Source organism: Wolbachia endosymbiont (group A) of Ischnus inquisitorius (assembly GCF_964026985.1).
Taxonomy (GTDB): domain Bacteria; phylum Pseudomonadota; class Alphaproteobacteria; order Rickettsiales; family Anaplasmataceae; genus Wolbachia; species Wolbachia pipientis.
In genome coordinates, this window is the sequence record NZ_OZ034715.1 from 599,131 (window position 1) to 615,831 (window position 16,701).

At 35.0% G+C, this 16,701-nt stretch carries 18 protein-coding genes and 1 pseudogene; 10 read left to right on the top strand and 9 right to left on the bottom strand.

Translation table 11 applies throughout. The features are described 5' to 3' along the window. Positions 1–103 precede the first annotated feature (103 nt). Both AAGD90_RS03070 and AAGD90_RS03075 read left to right on the top strand, forming a co-directional pair. Positions 104–1,555, top strand: a complete 1,452-nt coding sequence (locus tag AAGD90_RS03070) for a replicative DNA helicase (protein WP_341822130.1) — start codon at positions 104–106, stop codon at positions 1,553–1,555. Between the two features lie 118 nt (positions 1,556–1,673). Continuing rightward, the gene (locus AAGD90_RS03075; RefSeq protein WP_341822131.1) at positions 1,674–2,795 is read left to right on the top strand and encodes a hypothetical protein; all 1,122 of its coding nucleotides are present in this window, start codon (positions 1,674–1,676) and stop codon (positions 2,793–2,795) included. A 73-nt stretch (positions 2,796–2,868) separates the two neighbouring features. Here AAGD90_RS03075 and metG read toward each other — a convergent pair whose 3' ends face one another. Together metG and AAGD90_RS03085 are read right to left on the bottom strand one after the other, a co-directional pair. Then, entirely contained in the window at positions 2,869–4,506 is a 1,638-nt protein-coding gene (gene metG / locus AAGD90_RS03080) for a methionine--tRNA ligase (RefSeq protein ID WP_209472839.1), read from the bottom strand. A 117-nt stretch (positions 4,507–4,623) separates the two neighbouring features. After that, the gene (locus AAGD90_RS03085; RefSeq protein WP_341822132.1) at positions 4,624–4,770 is read right to left on the bottom strand and encodes a hypothetical protein; all 147 of its coding nucleotides are present in this window, start codon (positions 4,768–4,770) and stop codon (positions 4,624–4,626) included. A 155-nt stretch (positions 4,771–4,925) separates the two neighbouring features. Between AAGD90_RS03085 and AAGD90_RS03090 the strand changes: the two genes are divergently transcribed. Continuing rightward, on the top strand, positions 4,926–6,272 hold the full coding sequence (locus AAGD90_RS03090) for an IS110 family transposase (protein ID WP_341821667.1): 1,347 nt from the start codon (positions 4,926–4,928) through the stop codon (positions 6,270–6,272). Between the two features lie 18 nt (positions 6,273–6,290). Then, positions 6,291–6,713, top strand: a complete 423-nt coding sequence (locus AAGD90_RS03095) for a TrbC/VirB2 family protein (protein ID WP_338482224.1) — start codon at positions 6,291–6,293, stop codon at positions 6,711–6,713. Between the two features lie 11 nt (positions 6,714–6,724). Here the strand turns inward: AAGD90_RS03095 and ubiG are convergent, their stop codons facing one another. Next, a complete protein-coding gene (ubiG, locus tag AAGD90_RS03100; RefSeq protein ID WP_015589098.1) occupies positions 6,725–7,900 on the bottom strand; it encodes a bifunctional 2-polyprenyl-6-hydroxyphenol methylase/3-demethylubiquinol 3-O-methyltransferase UbiG in 1,176 nt (391 codons plus the stop codon). A 195-nt stretch (positions 7,901–8,095) separates the two neighbouring features. On the opposite strand from ubiG, the pseudogene AAGD90_RS07185 reads away from it, so the two are divergent. From AAGD90_RS07185 to AAGD90_RS03115, 4 genes and pseudogenes are all read left to right on the top strand, one after another. After that, positions 8,096–8,182, top strand: a pseudogene (locus AAGD90_RS07185) (WPE palindromic element domain-containing protein); the annotation flags it as partial. 618 nt (positions 8,183–8,800) lie between these two features. After that, positions 8,801–10,549 (top strand): DNA primase, encoded by a 1,749-nt coding sequence (gene dnaG / locus AAGD90_RS03105; RefSeq protein ID WP_341822133.1) that lies wholly within the window; start codon positions 8,801–8,803, stop codon positions 10,547–10,549. Positions 10,550–10,786: 237 nt separating this feature from the next. Then, a complete protein-coding gene (locus AAGD90_RS03110) occupies positions 10,787–11,869 on the top strand; it encodes a Fic family protein (RefSeq protein ID WP_174515935.1) in 1,083 nt (360 codons plus the stop codon). A 201-nt stretch (positions 11,870–12,070) separates the two neighbouring features. Further along, positions 12,071–13,153, top strand: coding sequence for an efflux RND transporter periplasmic adaptor subunit (locus AAGD90_RS03115; protein WP_174515936.1), 1,083 nt, complete (start codon positions 12,071–12,073; stop codon positions 13,151–13,153). Between the two features lie 100 nt (positions 13,154–13,253). Here the strand turns inward: AAGD90_RS03115 and AAGD90_RS03120 are convergent, their stop codons facing one another. Next, positions 13,254–13,418: an IS3 family transposase gene (locus AAGD90_RS03120; protein WP_010082072.1), complete on the bottom strand. Its 165-nt coding sequence runs from the start codon at positions 13,416–13,418 to the stop codon at positions 13,254–13,256. Positions 13,419–13,525: 107 nt separating this feature from the next. Here AAGD90_RS03120 and AAGD90_RS03125 point away from each other — a divergent pair, with 107 nt between their 5' ends. Next, positions 13,526–13,693, top strand: a complete 168-nt coding sequence (locus AAGD90_RS03125; RefSeq protein WP_341822134.1) for a hypothetical protein — start codon at positions 13,526–13,528, stop codon at positions 13,691–13,693. Here the strand turns inward: AAGD90_RS03125 and AAGD90_RS07190 are convergent. The 5 genes from AAGD90_RS07190 to AAGD90_RS03150 form a co-directional block, all read right to left on the bottom strand. Then, positions 13,681–14,115 carry an IS3 family transposase gene (locus tag AAGD90_RS07190; RefSeq protein WP_144078574.1) on the bottom strand — a complete coding sequence of 145 codons (435 nt, stop codon included), beginning with the start codon at positions 14,113–14,115 and terminating at the stop codon, positions 13,681–13,683. The genes AAGD90_RS03125 and AAGD90_RS07190 overlap by 13 nt on opposite strands. Further along, positions 14,100–14,402 (bottom strand): transposase, encoded by a 303-nt coding sequence (locus AAGD90_RS03135; RefSeq protein WP_264373917.1) that lies wholly within the window; start codon positions 14,400–14,402, stop codon positions 14,100–14,102. Before AAGD90_RS03135 ends, AAGD90_RS07190 begins: the two co-directional genes overlap by 16 nt. A gap of 79 nt (positions 14,403–14,481) precedes the next feature. Further along, positions 14,482–14,796: an FtsB family cell division protein gene (locus AAGD90_RS03140; RefSeq protein WP_010962526.1), complete on the bottom strand. Its 315-nt coding sequence runs from the start codon at positions 14,794–14,796 to the stop codon at positions 14,482–14,484. A 49-nt stretch (positions 14,797–14,845) separates the two neighbouring features. Further along, on the bottom strand, positions 14,846–14,974 hold the full coding sequence (gene ykgO, locus AAGD90_RS03145) for a type B 50S ribosomal protein L36 (RefSeq protein WP_006279631.1): 129 nt from the start codon (positions 14,972–14,974) through the stop codon (positions 14,846–14,848). Positions 14,975–15,023: 49 nt separating this feature from the next. Further along, the gene (locus AAGD90_RS03150) at positions 15,024–15,854 is read right to left on the bottom strand and encodes a pyruvate, water dikinase regulatory protein (protein ID WP_006280267.1); all 831 of its coding nucleotides are present in this window, start codon (positions 15,852–15,854) and stop codon (positions 15,024–15,026) included. Positions 15,855–15,989: 135 nt separating this feature from the next. On the opposite strand from AAGD90_RS03150, the gene ccmC reads away from it, so the two are divergent. Next, positions 15,990–16,700, top strand: a complete 711-nt coding sequence (gene ccmC, locus AAGD90_RS03155; protein ID WP_151807941.1) for a heme ABC transporter permease CcmC — start codon at positions 15,990–15,992, stop codon at positions 16,698–16,700. The last annotated feature ends 1 nt before the right edge of the window (position 16,701 follow it).

A 16,701-nucleotide genomic window follows, 5' to 3' on the forward strand; every position in this document is an offset into this window, starting at 1 on the left:
ATGCTATAGGCAACACGGAATTAGTCAAATTTTTTTGCCTTTACATCTTTCAAATGAGGACTAAATATTCTACAATAATCAACAGTTACTCTCAAAACTTAAAATGAATGAATTAGCTAGTCTCTTGGGTTCAAGAAGTGTAGACAAGGAAATATGTAAATTACCGCATAATCTAGAAGCTGAACAGATGCTTATTGGTGCAATGATTCGTGATAATAGAATCTGTGATGCAGTTGAAGACACAATTACAGCAGAAAATTTCTATGATCCACTGCATCAAAGTATTTTTACGCAAATATCTAAAACCAGGAAACATGGCATAATTGCCAATGAACTGAGCCTCAAAATGTTTTTTGAGAACGACCAAGCGTTTACCGAGTGTGGCGGGGTAGAGTACTTAGCAAAGCTTGCAGCGAAGGCAAGTATTGCACTTGATATTTATAGTTTGACTAGAATAATCCGTGATACTTACTTAAGGAGATGTTTAATCAAGCTCGGGCAAGAAATAGTTGGTGATAGCTACAACTACGATATTGAAAATCCTGCACAGGCGCAAATTGAACAAGCAATGACAAAATTGTTCAATTTGGCAGTAAAAAAACAAGGTGAGAAAACATATATAAAACTTGCAAGTTCAATTAAAGATGTAGTTGAGAAGATCAGCACACTGAAAAATAATCCAGAAGCGCTAGGCGTTACAACCGGACTTCAAGATCTAAATCAGCTTCTTGGTGGTCTACAAAAATCTGATTTATTAATTTTAGCTGCAAGGCCTTCTATGGGTAAAACAGCATTGGCGCTAAACATCGCACTTAATGCTTGTAAGATGTTGCAAAAAAGAGCAGATAAACAACACCATGTAGCGTTTTTCTCACTTGAAATGTCAGCAGAACAATTAACGGCAAGATTGATTACTATAGATTCAGGAATTAGTTATTATAAGGCATTAACCGGGAGAATTAGTGATTTTGAATTGCATGAGTTTATCAATACTAGTACAGAATTATCTGAACTGCCTTTCCTCATAGATGACACCCCTGCACTATCAATTAGTGCCCTTCGCACCAGAATACGCTTGCTGTATCAATTATATAATGTAGAAGTGGTATTCATTGATTATTTGCAGCTAATCAGAGGAACAACAAAAAGGAGTAATGAAAATAGAGTGCAAGAAATCTCGGAAGTGACGCAGGGTTTGAAAGCAATTGCAAAGGAGCTAAATATTCCCATTGTTGCACTATCTCAGCTCTCTCGTTCTGTTGAGCAGAGGGATGATAAAAAACCACAACTTTCTGATTTACGTGATTCAGGGAGCATAGAGCAAGACGCAGATATAGTAATGTTTCTCTATAGAGAAGAGTATTATGAACTAAGAAAACAGCCAAATGAAGGAAACAATAAACATCGGGAATGGCAAGAGAAAATGGAAAAAATTAGAAACATTGCAGAGCTCATTATTGCAAAGCAGAGAAATGGACCAATTGGCAGTGTGAAGCTATATTTTGACTCTAACAGAGGTGCATTTAAAGATTACACGGAAAGGCATAGTTCATAGCTTGGCAGCAATCTTCTTGTTCCCAAGTTTATCAATTATTTTTTTTTATGTAAAGATAGCTTGACAACTTCTTAAAAATCCTTTTATAATGGTATTATATTTTATAATACGTGAGATGATGAATAAAAACAATGTACCCTATCTTATAGCTGGTGCTCTGGCTACTGCAACTTTGTTAGCATCGGGAGTGTTTGCTGCAGCTCCTTATATTGGTTTCTTAGCTCCAGTTGCAGCATTAAGTGTTGGCTTGCCATTTATTATTGGTTATGCTGTGTTTTCTGTTGTAACTATTGCACTTTCGTATAAAGCAATTAGTGAGAACAAAACAAATTCTGAGTTAAAAAATAAAATGAAAGCTCAAGAGCAAACAATTTCTGGGCAAAAAACTCAACTAGCTAAAAAAGAAGCGGAAGTAAAAGCTAAAGAGGAAGAAAATTCTAAGTTAAAAAATAAAGTAGAAGCTCAAGAGGAAGAAAATTCTAAGTTAAAAGATCAAGTACGCACTCAAAAGCAGAAAAGTTCTGAGCAAAAAACTCAACTAGCTGAAAAAAATAAAAAGATAGAAGAAGACAAATTAAAAGTGGCAATTGCTGATGGCACTGTTCAGCTTGCAAAAGGAACAGTTAATGGTGTCTTGTATTCTGGCAAATATGCTTACGATAATTATGTGCCATCAACTGAGTCTACAAAAGGAACACTTAGTGGTATTGGAGGTGGCTTGAAAAATACTTATGATGCGTCAATTGCATCTGTAAGAGGAGCACTTAACAGCGTTGGAAGCAGCTTGTACAGTAGGATTTATGGTACTAAGGTTTCTAGTCCGGAAGAGCAGTTTAAGCGTGAAGATGGATCTAAACCTAGCATGCAAGAACTAACTCGTTTGGATTATTTAAATCTTGAGGTTCTTTCCAGTGAGCAAAAGCAACGAGCTAATAGTTTGGATTATTTAAATATTGATAACGTTCCTAAGCAACCTGATCATTTAAATGTTGATGCTGCTAAAAGTTATTTAATGAGTCTTTCTGAGGATCAGGATGTATTTTATGATGCAGAATCTGGTGATGAAAAAGGTACTGAGATTTCTAGCCCAGAAAGTCAGCCAACTAAAGAAGAAAATGGTCAAGGCTGGTTTGCATGGAGCCTAGGAAAGGTTAAGTCGGCAATGACGGAAGTAGTAGTGATAGATGCTGATGTTACTAAACCATATTTTGCTAAAGTAACTAAGGCACTTGCCACCTAACTTGAATATGTAGACAGCGGTGTGCACCGTTGTTAACTAAAGATAATCCCATCCAGGAGAAATAGTTTTTACACTATTTCTCCTCTTTAGCATCAACCCTCAAAAAAACCGGCGTAGGTTTAGGCAGCGTAATGCCTAAGCTTACGCATGCGTTGCACAGAGATTTTAAATCTTGTTGCTCTTTCGGGATTTGCAGTTGATCAAGTATCATTTCCGCTGACCTCGGGACAATTGGCTGCAATAAAATGCCTATTATCCTGATATATTCCAGTAACTTGTAAATTACTAAATTCATGCGCTCTCTGTCAGTTTTGCTTAGTGTCCAGGGTGCACTTTTGTCTATGTAGGCATTTGCTTCAGAAGAGATGTTGATGATTAGAAGTATGATATGGTTAAATTCATACTTTGATAAATGGTCTATCACTTGACCTAGTATAGCTTTGCAATTTGGCAAACTTTCTTCACCTTTAAGTAGGCTTTGATCGATTGTTGGTACAATTCCAGAACATTGCTTGTGTAAAAATGAAATTGTTCTTTGTACTAAATTGCCTATGTTGTTTGCCAGTTCTGAATTTATCCGGCTGATCATATTTTTCTTACTAAAGTTACCATCCTGGCCGAAGCTTGCTTCCCTGAGGAGAAAATAGCGTAGCTGATCAACACCAAACTCTTGAGCGAGGCCAATTGGATCTATGACATTACCAAGGGACTTGGATATTTTCTCTCCCTCGTTCAACCACCAACCATGAACTGCAATTTGTTTTGGCAGTGGCAGGTCTGCTGCAAGGAGAATCGCTGGCCAATATACAGCATGAAAGCGCAATATGTCTTTACCGATTACATGAACGTTGAAAGAGTTGTCAGCTAGGTTTGCAGCGCTTGACACTGGAATCTGCGTTTTCCCTTGGTTTGGTGTCATTCCAGTGCTTGACACTGGAATCTGTGTTTCTGGTTCTGCCCAAAACCTCTTATATTCCTCACCTTCAGTACTAGGGAAACCTATTGATGTAAGATAATTGGTTAATGCATCTATCCAGACATAGATTACGTGTTTGTCATTACCTGGTACTTTTATTCCCCAGTTAAAACTAGTGCGAGAGATTGAGAGGTCAATGAGCCCTGATCTTACAAACGATATCACTTCATTTCTTCTGCTCTCAGGAAAGATAAAACTTGGCTGATTTTTATAGAGTTCCAGTAATTTTTCTTGCCAGTTTGATAAGCGAAAAAAGTAACTCTCTTCTTTTATCCACTGGACCTCAGCACCTGTTGGTGCTTTGCCATCTATCAGCTCTGACTCCTGATAAAATGCTTCATCACGAACTGAATACCAACCCGAATAGGAATCCAAATATATTTGCCCTCTCTCTTCAAGTCTATTCCATAAAGCTATAACTGCTTTTTTGTGACGTTCCTCCGTAGTGCGAATAAAATCGTCATACTCAAAATTCATGAACTTAGCCAATTCTTTAAATGAAACGCTCACTTCATCTGTAAATTCTTTTGGCTGCATTTCCTTTGCTTTAGCTGCTTTTTCTATTTTTTGTCCATGTTCATCTGTACCGGTGGTAAATTTGACATTTTTCCCAGCTAGTTTCATGAACCTTGCCACCACGTCACACAAGAGAGAAGTGTATGCATGACCAATATGCGGCTTATCGTTTACGTAATATACTGGCGTGGTGATGTAAAAGTTCTCGAATTGTTCCATGGTTTAGCATTTTGATAAAAATCAACTGAGTTAATTATAGTATTAAAAAGGCAGTAATAAATAAATATTGATTGGGTTAAGCATAATTTTTGAAAAAAGCTATTTACTGAAATTTTATTAAAATAAGAAACAATCAGGCATGATTATTGAAAGCCCAGAACAGATAAAATCTGTAAAACCAAAAAGAAACTCCCTCTTTACTTTATGTTCTTTGGGTATAGTGTTATGAAGAAGCGCTTCTGCAGCTATAACCGAAACAATCAATGGTGCTATAAATGCCCGTTTGAAAGCATGGTTTTGGGGGAAATGGTAAAACCATTGATGGAGTTCTTTTTGGGCTACCTCGTTTAGAAGATTGTATAACCTAACCGTCCCAAGCTGAAGTGCTTCTTATCATAATAATATAGGAGGGATTTTATATGGCAGAAGCAAAAAGTAAATTAAAAACAATAAACCTTGATGCAGCAGGGATTGATATTGGCTCGACTGTACATTATGTATGTGTACCTGAAGGAAGAGATGAACAACGTATCCAAAAATTTGGGTGCTTTACAGTAGATCTACACAACTTAGCAAAGTGGTTAAAAAAGTGTCAGGTTAGAACTGTAGCCATGGAGTCAACTGGAGTATATTGGATTCCCTTATTTCAAATATTAGAATCACATAAATTTGAAGTAAAATTAGTAAATGCGCGACATGTCAAAAATGTGCCTGGTAGAAAGTCTGATGTTCAAGATTGTCAATGGCTGCAACAATTGCACAGCTATGGACTGCTTCAAGGATCATTTAGACCGGATAATCAAATGTGTGTACTGCGTAGTTACGTTAGACAACGTGCTAATCTAATTGAAAATGCAGCTAAACATACTCAACGTATGCAAAAAGCGCTAATTCAAATGAATATTCAATTACACAAGGTTATTAGTCATATTACTGGGATAACTGGTATGAAAATCATTGAAGCTATAATTGAAGGCGAAAGAGATCCTGAGAAATTGGCTAAATTCAGGGATGCACGAATAAAAAATGATCAGTCTACTATAGCAAAAGCGTTAGCTGGTGATTATAGAGAGGAACACTTGTTTGTGCTAAAACAAGAATATGCAGCATATACTTTTTTTCAAGAGCAAATAACGGGATGTGATAAAAGTATAGAAAATTACTATAAAACATTTGAAACAAAGTCGAATGAGAACAGGGCATTGAATAAGACACGAAAGAGAAAACAGAAGAATAGTCCAGATTTTGCCGTAGATGAAGATTTATATCGAATAACGGGGATGGATTTTACTAGAGTTCCAGGACTTGATGTATTAAGTATACAGGCTGTCATTTCAGAAACAGGTATAAATCACAATAAATGGAGGACAGAAAAGCATTTTTCTTCCTGGCTCGGATTAAGTCCTGCTAATAAAATTACAGGAGGGAAAATTATTGGAACAAGAACTCGTAAAGTTGTTAATCGTGCTGCAACTGCCTTGCGACTTGCTGCTCATTGTGTATCAAGAAGCAACACTGCACTTGGTGCATACTGCAGGAGGTTAAAGAAGCGACTAGGGATACCAAAAGCGATCACTGCTACAGCAAGGAAATTAGCATGTATTTTTTATAATATGCTAAAATATGGACAAGAATATGTAGAAAAAGGAATGAACTATTATGAAACACTCTACAAAGAGAGAGTAGTCAAAAATTTGACTAAAAAAGCAAAGGAATTTGGTTATATACTAATGAAAGAGGAGCCGATAGATGAAGAAGGTTCTTAGGAGTTTCTTAGAAGAACAATGGGAAATTTTCTTGTAATTCTATTTATAGTTTTCTATGCATTTGATGCACACGCTGATGGAGCAACAGATGTAATGTGTAATGTAATAGGTTACGTTCATGGAATAGGTGGACCAATGATTACAGTGGTAATAATTGGTTCAAGCTTACTTGCAATATTTGGCAGAATGCCTTGGCCTGCACTTTTCGCACTGGGTATGTTTGTTGCTGTGTTTTTTGGTGCTCCTCAAATTGTAACAAAGGTAACAGAAAAAGAAGTTTGTTGTCTTTTTAAAGGTCAAACCTTGGAGAATGGAAAGTGTGTTGCTGCTCCTGGATATGAACGTGTAGGTACAGGTTATGCTTGTCGTTCCGGTTGGGCGCTAACTAATAAAGGCTACTGTATAAAAGCTGGCCAAGATCCTTCAAAGTATTGGAAGTGAAAATGGTGCTTTTATAGAGTTAAATCTAACAAACCGCAGAGTATATAATTAACATCCACGCCTTTAGTTAGATTCCACTCACGCTTTATTACGTTGTACTCCATGCCAGCCATGTTTTGCAGCGTTACATTATTTTCTCTTAAGTGATTTGCAATTTCTGACGGCTTGAGAAATTTATTCCAGTTATGTGTACCTTTTGGCAGCCAATTTAATATGTACTCTGCACCAATTATTGCAAGACAAAAGGATTTAATAGTTCTATTTATTGTGGATATAAAGATTAACCCCTCCGGTTTTAGCAGTTCTATCGCTTTTTTCATGAAAAGCTCTAAATTATCCACATGTTCAACTACTTCCATCAACAGAACCACGTCGTACTTCTTGTCATTGCTTAGCTCTTCAATGCTGGTGTGTATATATTCTATATTTAACCCTACTTTTTTCGCATGTGAATGCGCTACTTTTATGTTTTCTTCACATACATCTATTCCCACAACGTTAATGCCAACGCGTGCCATTGACTCTGACAAAATGCCACCACCACACCCGACATCAAGCAATGATAATTCTTTTAAATTGCATTTTTTTAACTCTTTTATTTTCTCAATAATGTAAGATACTCTAACAGGATTCATCATGTGCAATGGTTTGAATTTGCCGTTCTCATCCCACCACTGGCCTGCCATTTTAGCGAATTTTGATATTTCATCTTCGTTATAAGTTTTTGTTTTTTTTTTCTTAGAGGTTATATTGCTGAGTTTATCAAGGCGTTTTTTATGTCTGCTTTCTTTTGAAAATTCTGTTTCGAGGAATTGTTTGACTATGTCTTTTGCTAATCCACTCGCAGTAAATCCTGCACCAAGACACAGTACATTTGCGTTGCCATGCTCGCGAGCTAATTTTGCGATCTCAACACTGTTACATAAAGCAGCGTAGATTCCTTCAAAACGATTTGCCACAGTACTCATGCCCAAACCTGTACCACAAATTAATATCCCATAATTTGCTTTTTTGCTTGTTATATCTTCTACAACTTTAACAGCATAGTTTGGGTAATCTACACACTTTTGCTTAGCAGTGCAGCCTTGATCTACTACTCTGTAACCTAGGGCTTCCAGGTAAGGTTTTATTTCTGATTTTAATTCATAACCAGCATGATCTGAGGCAATTGATACTATACCTAACATATAAGAAATAAGGACATTTTATATGGGTTTGAACTTTCTGTCAAGTCATTCAATGCTTCTGACCTTTTGGGAGTTCTAAAGCTATAGCTAAGGTTTTCCTACGTCATACCGCAATTCATTCCACAACTGTACGAACATTGTGATTTGAGAATAATCTCCGCCAGGAAGGGTGTCATCCCAGTGCTTTGGCACTGAGATCCAGAAAACTTAATTTTAAATAAGTACACCAGATAGCTGTATAATAAGAACTGGATTCCAGTGTCAAGCACTGGAATGACACCTTCTGTATAAATATTAAGAAATTTACCAAACGAAAAAAAAGGTAAAAGAAGCCCCGTGGTTGGCTAATTACTTACATTATACTTTCAAGTATGGCGTTTTTTTATTCTAAACACTTAATAACCGCGATTTAGCTGCTTTTAAGCCGCAACTAATCTAAATTATAAACGTTAAGAAATTTACTAAACAGAAAAAAAGGCAAAAGAAACCCTAGGGTAGCTAGTTATTCACTATCCATTTTTTAAGTTGGCGTTTTTTAATGTTTTAAATGCTTTATAAGCGTATTTCAGCTTGTGTAGGTCAAAACCCGGAAATTTGATAAAGACATAAGGTGCACATAGTGCAAAAAATTAAACATGAGACGCCAGATACGTTGAGTTTTTTTGTCATTTAATCTGTACAGAGAAGATAAATAAATAGCTTCAGTTTCATGATAAGGGCGCTGGCGAGGTTTGTCAAGGAAGTTTTTTGTTTCTGTGGGCTACCTGGATGACAGGATTGCTCTTGAATTTGTATAGCTACATTGTCGGTAAATCTAAATTGCTTTAGTTATAGAAATAAATTTCGAGTCAGATGTGTATAAATTCTATATAATTTTTATCCTACTACTAATTTAACAAGATGGATCATATAGATATTATAAAATCAAAATTATTATTATCCGACCTAGTAGGTAAAAAAGTCAGATTAATAAAAAGAGGAGATAGTTTTGTTGGGCTCTGTCCATTTCATAACGAAAAAACCCCATCTTTTTCGGTGAGCAATACTAAGGGGTTATATTACTGTTTTGGTTGCTTGGCTAGTGGTGATGCATTTGAATTTATTTCACAAACTGAAGGATTAAGCTTTAAAGAAGCATTGGAAAAATTAGCATCGGTTACAGGTGTTGAACTGCCCAAAAATCTTAGTATTACAAAAGAGGACAATAAACTATTTTTAGCGCTTGATTTAGCTGCAAATTGGTTTGCACAAAAAAATCAAGGTGTTGTAGATTATTTAAAGCAGCGTAAGATTTTACCTAAAATCATAGATAAATTTAAGATAGGTTATGCACCAAGCTCTGGTTTGAAAGAGTATTTAAACTCTTCAGGTATTGAAGACAAAATTTTAATTGATATTGGATTAGTAAACAAAAATTTTCATGATTATTTTTATGACCGGCTGATATTTCCTATACAGAGCATTGCAGGGAGAGTTATTGGTTTTGGCGGACGTGCGCTAAGTTCTGAGCAACAGCCGAAATATTTAAACAGTCCAGAGAGTCAGCTCTTCAAGAAGAGGGAGAATTTATACGGATTAAACTTTGCTTTAAGCGAAATACGTAAAAAACAGCACATACTCGTTGTTGAAGGATATATGGACGCTATAGCGCTACATCAAGCAGGAATTAGTAATGCAGTTGCTCCGCTTGGTACCGCAATTTCTGCAGAACAGATAAAAAATCTATGGAGATTTGCTAAAGAAATCTCCATCTGTATGGATGGCGATAGTGCTGGACGTCATGCTGCTACTCGAGTTGCAGAACTTGCTCTGCCAATATTAGAGCCTGGATACACGTTAAAGTTTGTGACTTTGCCAAGTAATAAAGATCCATACGATATATGTAACGAACTGGCATACAAGAAAGAAGACGTGTTGACTGCTCTTGACCATTCAACAAAACTGCATTCTGAATATTTATGGCATCACATAATCGATAGCAATTTGCAAAATTATGAAAAACTTGCTCCGGAAAAATATTCAATTCTTGAGCACAAGTTCATGGAATATGTAAATACTATTAGCAACAGCAGTATTAGAAGGTATTACAGAGATTATTTTTACAATAAGGCTAGTGAACTAAGAAGTAGCTTCAAAAAACAGATTTTTAATAGTAAAACTAGAGCAACAAAAGGTGAGTATCTTCATAACAAGTCTCCAGAGCTAATTGAAGCAGAGCAAAATCAGGCCGTAATTTTGCGTATAGCCGTAGAATTTCCTGAAATCTTGAACCGTCCTATATTTTTTGAGCAATTTTCTCATTTTGAATTTACTAATGAGATGAAAAGATTACAACAGCGTATAATTGATGTAATAAGTAACAAAAGCAAACTCGATAAAGAGGCTTTGTTACAAGAATTGAAACAGTTTAACGTTATAAAGTATGTATTTGAAAAAACTAGTGTACTAAATAGCCAACTGAACGAGAGAAAATCTGCAGAAATTGTGTGGAATAATATAGTGTTACTAAAAGAGTTAAATGCATTACGAAAAGAAAGAACCGAAGCGAGGCTGAGCGGTAATCTTGACTTAGAGGAAAGGTTGATAGAACAAATAAAGCAAATAGAAAGCAGTATACAAGAAATGCAAATGGAGTTTATTGAAAAGTAGATATCGTCTCGTTAGTCAACAAGAAAATTACAAAATAAGACAATATTTTACATAAGATTGAAATTTTTAACTAATTAAGCCTTCCTCTAACAGCTTTGCCCTGTAGTTTTTGATATGGTTAGGATCACTTGAAAATGTATAATTTTTGTAGTTAGCTCTGCTGTGCATATAAAGTTTACTATTGACTTTTATCACATTATCTCACATTATCTCACATAATATGCATGTGAGAAGAATATGAACTGGAAGAATTTTCGTCTTAGTACGCGTCTCAACCTAGAAGGGCCTGTAATTGAGCAAGTGTACGAGTTAATTACTGCAGTTGATAGTGTTAAAAATAGCTGGCAGATAACGAAAAAACTACTACCACAAACAATTGAAAGATTAACTCATTCAGTTATTGTTACATCTTCTGGCGCTTCTAACCGTATTGAAGGAAATCGTCTAACCGATAAAGAAGTTGAGGATCTATATAAAAACCTACGTGTCAAAAAATTTAAAAATAGAGATGAGCAAGAAATTGCTGGCTACTTAGAAATGCTTAAACTAATATTTCATGATTATACGGATATTCCAATTAGTGAGTCATCAATATTGCACATTAACAACCAGATGCTACTTTATAGTGAAAAAGATTTGTATCATAGAGGAAAATACAAAGCAAGTTCTAATAGAGTTGAGGCAAAAGATCAGAATGGAAAAGTTGTTGGTATAATTTTTGATCCCACACCACCTTACCTTGTTAGAAAGGAAGTACAAGAGCTTATTGATTGGTATCACTGGTCCTTAAATAATAAATTTAAGCATCCTCTTATTATTATTGCTAACTTTGTTTTTGAGTATCTGGCAATACACCCTTTTCAAGATGGGAATGGCAGAACTAGTAGATTGATGACTAATTTAATGCTGTTGCAGCAGGGTTATGATTTTGTATCTATTGTATCACATGAAAAGATAATTGAAACTAACAAACTTGATTACTATTTAGCGCTTAATAAAACACAAAGTAGCTGGAAAAGTAGCAAAGAAGATATTTCCCCATGGTTAATATTTTTTCTTAATGTGCTCAAAACGCAAGCAAATGAGGCGCATTATATTCTTGAGAGGGAGAATACTGAATATTTATTATCAAGAAAACAATTATTCTTCTGGGAATGGGCACTTAGCCTTGCAGATAAAGAATTTAGTAGAAAAGATGCTATAGAAGCTCTAGGATTTCCTCCAAGAACAGTAGAGGCAATTACAAAGAAACTGCTAGGGATGAAATACTTACAGCGTCTTGGAGAAGGCAAAGCCACTAGATATAAAGTTATTATTTAAAAGTTTTAGTATGTTTTTCGAGATTTTTTTAAATCCAGTCTTATGCACAACTTTGTTTGCAATTTTATTCGATTAAAAATTGCATTTTAGCAATAAAAAACTTACTTATTATAGGAAAATCTTGTGTTTGTTCTCATATAAAACTATTTATGGAGTGACAATGGTACATGTATTATACTTACATTTCTGATTCGAAAATTTATGCAGTTGTTTCTAACAAGATTGGTCAACAAATTCTATTGTTTAAAGATGAGAAATAAAGTAATCATCATTTCCAGTATTGCTTTTATTCTACTGTTTTTTATCAGTAGTGCATTTTTAAAAAAAGATCAGGCGGTTCATAGCGATAATGCAACTAGTAGCTTTTCAGTAAAAACTCAAGAATGTGCGCCGCAAAACCGCACTATATATTTAAATTTTTCTGGTACAGTAAATCCCTTACATAGAGCTAGCCTTGTCTCAAAAATAAGTGGTAAGATTATTGCTATTTATTTACCTGATGGTGAAAAGGTAAAAAGAGATGATGTAGTGTTAAAGATAGAAGATTATGACAGGATTGAGCAAGCTCAGAAAGCCAAAGCTTTATTAAAGCAGCGTGAAATTGAGTATGATTCCTCTCACAAACTGAATAAAAAAGGCTATGGGGCACAAATACAAGTAGAAGCAGCTTTTACTGCGTTACAAAGTGCAAAAGCTGACCTAAAAAGGCTAGAATTGGATTTAGAAAATACTGCAGTCACATCTCCTATAGATGGTTATATTGATAAAATCAATGCAAACGAAGGGGATTTTGTTAATGCTGGGCAAAAAATAGCTGACGTGGTTAATTTCGATCAAATTCTTGTAGTGTTATACGTTTCGGAAAATGAAGTAAATAAAATAGAGCTAGGCAGCACAGCTCAAATTAATTTGCTGGACGGAAAAGAATTGGCAGGTGAAGTAAGTTTTATTAGTAAAATTGCTGAGCCTAAAACTGGGTCTTATAGGGTAGAAGTAAAGGTAACTAATAATAAAATGATATCCTTGCAGGGACTAACTGCCAACGTAAGGCTACCTTCAGGCGAAAGATTTGCATATAAAGTTCCTTCTTCAGCCCTGAGCTTAAGTGACGAGGGTGCTCTTGGAATAAAGATTGTTGATGACAATAATTATGTAGTATTTGCACCAATAGAAATTGTTGATCATGAGAGCGATGGGGTTTGGATAGTAGCAAATAACGAAGATAAACCCATAAAGTTAATAGTATTGGGCCACCTATTTGTTAAGCCTGGTGATAAGGTTTAAGACATAAGATCCTTTGACCTTACCCAGAAAAAGTGGAGAGAAAGTGTGGAATGTTTTTTACAAAAAGAATGATGCATCAAATTGTTCTGGAATGCAATAGTTAATAGTGACGTTGTTTGTTATAAAAAATTTCTATGTATTCAAATATTGCAGTTCTAGTTTGTTGAGCAGAGTGTTGTGAAGTATCAATAAGTATTTCTCTTTTCAATGAGCTAAAGAAGCTTTCTGCAACAGAATTGTCGTAACAACAGCCTTTATTACTCATCTATATTCTTTACAGCTAAGAGATATTGATACCCTTGCGCAGTATAGCTCTTTCCACAGAAGTCCGGATATGATAAGATTAAGGATAGATGGCGATAAGGAGGTTGGATGCCGGCAGCATATAGTTATGATTTAAGAAAAAAAGCAATATATTGTAAACCTTGGTCACTGTGCAGCAGTAGATTTTTAACAGGTTTACGCCTATTAATGGCCATTAATAAAGAGTTCATAACCAATTGTTTATTTATTGCACTACTCATTAACTACCATACGTGAGAATTATTGCTGCCAAATATAGCCATCCCTCCTTGGTTTTGATGTAAGTAATCCCATACTTTATTTGGTTGATCAACAATAAAGTTTTGATCTAGTATATTGGGAGCTACAGCTCTATTATCTGTTTGTTGTTTTTTAATTTTAAACTTTCTTCTCAGTATAGCCCTGATGTCATTTTTCTGCATAATACTTTGCACCGTTTTCAAATTGCAACTTTTACCCAAAGCCTTCAATTCAGCATGAATTTTAGGAGCTCCATATCTACATTTAGAAACTTGATATATTTTTTGAATAGCTTCGAGTAGCTCTTTATTTGCTGATTCTCTACTGCTTATTTTTCTTGTGGTCCACTTATAGTAGCCACTAGCAGAAAATCCTACATAATTCCTGTACTTTATAGCAGTTACTATATAAAAAAATATTTTACTCTTTTTGACTGGCCAGGGCTTTTTTTTAAATGTCTCTTTCCCTTGTTACTCTTGCTTTGTAAATCAAACCTCTCTTTGTCGTAAGGAGCCATGTTACCTCTACCTGGAAATGCATTTGCCGCTGACTTTTTTTCGTTGTGTTTCTTTATCCATTTTCCTAATAAACCACCCTTTATTCCTAAATCTCTTGCTATTTTTGTAATTGTTTGACCTGCCTTTCTTTGTTCATTTGCCAGTTTAACAGCTTCCAATTTGAATTCTGCCGTATATTCTCTTACCATTTCTAATCCTCCAAAATTTTATTTTACCCAAAAAAACTCTTTTCTTTCTCTCCACTTTTTCTGGGTAAGGTCACTACTGCTATTCCACGTCAAGAACAACCATAAGTTCATTAGGGTTCACATAACCTAAAGCATTTTTTGCTTGCTCATCAAGCAGATCTAAATCTAAGCTTTTTTCATATAAGCCAAATACTTTGTTGTCCAACTTTTCCTTTTCAGAAGAGACATCCTTTAGCAAAAGTTTATTGTACTCGATTTCTTTTTTTAAATCGATTAACGTCAATAAGCCACGTTTACCTGTAATTGTGCTAATGCTGAAATATAATGTAAGGGAAGAAATGAGTAAGGCTGCGCTTAAACACAGTAACTTTTGCTTCTTTTTAGATATAAGCACCGTACTTTCACATATAAAAAATATATAACATGAAAAGGTGAACAAAAAGCTAAGAACCTTGACGCGCTTTACACCTTGGCTTTACCTTATTTATAATGTAAATCTTACCACCCCTTTTCACAACTTTACAATTTTTATCTCTGTTACGATGAGATTTTAGCGACCCTTTGACTTTCATATCTATAGTAAGAATTAAATTACTTTACATTGTAATCACTTATCAAGAGTTAGTCAATTGATAACATTTTATTAAAATATTGTATAATTGTTGCTGATACTTCTTCGATCGACTTTTGCGTGACATCGATAATTGGCCAGTTATTCTGTTTAAAGAGCTCCTCTGCTTCTTTAATTTCCTTTTCTACTTTCTCAGGGTTAGCATATATATTATTATCTTCGTTGTTAATTGAAGTAAGTCTATTTTTGCGTATTTCTATTAGCCTACTTACGTCTATTGTTACCCCTATTGTCAGTTTATTTTTTAATTTTGCCAAGTCGACATAAAAGGGTACCCCACTAACAAAAGGAATATTTGCAACCTTATAGCCTCGGTAAGCTAAATACGTACTGGTGGGAGATTTTGATGTACGTGAAACTCCAACCAAAATTATATCTGCTTTATCAATATCTTGAATATTTTGTCCATCATCATGATTAATAGTGTAGTTTATTGCCTCAATGCGCTGAAAATATTCGTTATTTATCTCAGTATGCAAGTCAAGCTTTTCGTCTTTTTCAATTTCAAGATAAGACGAAATTTCTCTAATAATATGTGATAATATTGCTCTATAGGGAATTTTCAACTTTATACAGTTATCTTTTAGATATTTTCTTAGCTCATCATCAGTAATAGTGCATATAACAAAATTATGCTCATCACTTTTCCTATTAATTTCCTCCAGAATTTTGTCAATCTGCTCTTCTCCTTTTACAAAAGACCAAACATATTCGATCGTTTCTACAGAACGAAAGTGTTTCAGAGCTGATTTTGCAACTGATATAACAGTTTCACCACTTGAATCTGATACTAAGTGTAGATTAAGCTTTTTAAGGGTCATATACTAAAAATAATAGCTAGCAATCTGCTACTGAAATTATGCTAATTTGTTGACCTACGTAAATATAGAAAAACTATCCTGTTGATAAAACTCAAACTAATTGGTAAATTCTTAACACAATTATTCTCAAAATGAATGTTTTTATTAAAGCCTACAAATTTCTCTTATTTTTCTAAGAAAGCTCTACCTTGGCTTGGGGTGATTTGTTTCGCATGTTTTTTAATTGGAATGTCTTTGGCGTTATTCTTCTCCCCAGAAGATTATAAACAAGGAGAAATTGTACGAATTATGTATCTTCATGTGCCTTCTGCATGGCTTGCTCTTGGAATATATGGATTAATTGCATCACTCAGTTTCATTTCATTGGTGTGGAACAATAGCATTGCTAGTGTCTTGGCACATGCTGCTGCTCCTGCAGGGACAGTCTTTTCTGCAATATGCTTAATCACAGGCAGCATCTGGGGAAAAGGAACCTGGGGCACTTGGTGGGTATGGGATGCAAGGCTTACTTCAATGCTGATTTTATTTTTCCTATATGTTGGCTACCTTTCATTGTGGAGCGCTTTTGATAATGAAGCGAGGGCAGAAAAATCAGCAGCAGTATTTGCCATCTTTAGTGCTATAAATATTCCTATAGTAAAATTTTCCGTGAATTTATGGTCCACTCTCCATCAGCCAGCAAGCATTTTGAGAAAAGGTGGAATAGCAATAGAAAGTTCCCTGCTGTTGCCACTGGTTGCAATGTTTATGTTTTGTGCCACATTTTTTTTAGTAGTGTGGATACTGTATTCACTTTACTTAATTAATTTATATAAGATAAAGAGAGAAATCAGTATGCGGTATTAGG